This window comes from Streptosporangium subroseum (assembly GCF_900188345.1).
GTDB classification, from domain to species: Bacteria; Actinomycetota; Actinomycetes; order Streptosporangiales; family Streptosporangiaceae; genus Streptosporangium; species Streptosporangium subroseum.
Genome location: NZ_FZOD01000177.1, coordinates 1 through 1,211, shown reverse-complemented (window position 1 = coordinate 1,211; position 1,211 = coordinate 1). Strand labels below are relative to the sequence as shown.

At 68.6% G+C, this 1,211-nt stretch carries 1 protein-coding gene; it reads left to right on the top strand.

The genetic code is table 11. From position 1 onward, the window contains the following. Positions 1-12 precede the first annotated feature (12 nt). Positions 13-1,211, top strand: a 1,199-nt coding sequence (locus CHC08_RS47905; protein ID WP_338055752.1) for a beta-ketoacyl synthase N-terminal-like domain-containing protein, incomplete at its 3' end; no start/stop codon positions are given.

The following is a 1,211-nucleotide window of genomic DNA, read 5'->3' as shown; positions in this document are numbered from 1 at the left end:
GAGGGTCCGGCGGTGACGGTGGACACGGCGTGTTCGTCGTCGCTGGTGGCGTTGCATCTGGCCGCGCAAGCGTTGCGGTCGGGTGAGTGCTCGATGGCGTTGGTCGGCGGTGTGACCGTGATGCCGACCGCGGATGTGTTTGTGGAGTTCTCCCGGCAGCGGGGTCTTGCCCCTGACGGCCGGTGCAAGTCCTTCGGGGAGGGTGCGGACGGCACCGGCTGGTCCGAAGGCGTCGGCGTACTCGTGGTGGAGCGGTTGTCGTCGGCGCGGGCGGCGGGGCGTTCGGTGCTCGCGGTGGTGCGGGGTACGGCGGTGAATCAGGACGGTGCGTCGAACGGGTTGACCGCGCCGAACGGTCCGGCCCAACAGCGGGTGATTCGGCAGGCCCTGGTCAATGCCGGTCTGGCTTCGTCCGAGGTGGACGTGGTGGAGGCGCATGGCACCGGTACGACGTTGGGTGATCCGATTGAGGCGCAGGCGTTGCTGGCGACCTATGGTCAGGATCGGCAGACGCCGTTGTGGTTGGGCTCGGTGAAGTCGAATATCGGCCATACCCAGGCCGCGGCCGGTGTTGCCGGTATCGCGAAGATGGTGCTGGCGATGCGGCATGGGAGTCTGCCTGCCACCTTGCATGCGGAGCGGTTGTCTCCGCATGTGGACTGGGCTTCCGGTGCGGTGTCGTTGTTGACGGAGGCGCAGCCGTGGCCGGCCGGGGAGCGGCCGCGTCGGGCGGGTGTGTCCGCCTTTGGTGTCAGCGGTACGAACGCGCACGTCATTCTTGAAGAGGCCCCGGCGGTTGATCCTTCCGACCAGGTCGTAGAGGTCCTGCCGGTGGTGCCGGTGCTGCTGTCGGGGGCTGATGAGGCGGCGCTGCGGGCGCAGGCGGAGCGGCTGCTCGATCATCCTGGCGTGGATGCTGTTTCGCTGGCGGAGTTGGGTGCGGCTTCGGTACGGCGTGCCGCGCTGTCTCACCGGGCCGTTGTGCTCGCGGGCGATCGGGAGACCCTGGTCGAGGGTGTGCGTGGCGTTGCCGCCGGTACTGCAGGGCTGCGTGGTACCGCGAATGCCGGCCGGGTGGCGTTCTTGTTCTCCGGTCAGGGGTCGCAGCGGGTGGCGATGGGCCGGGGTCTGTATGAGACGTTCCCGGTGTTCGCGGATGCGTTCGATCAGGTGGCGTTGCATGTGGAGGCGCATCTGGATCGGCCGCTGGC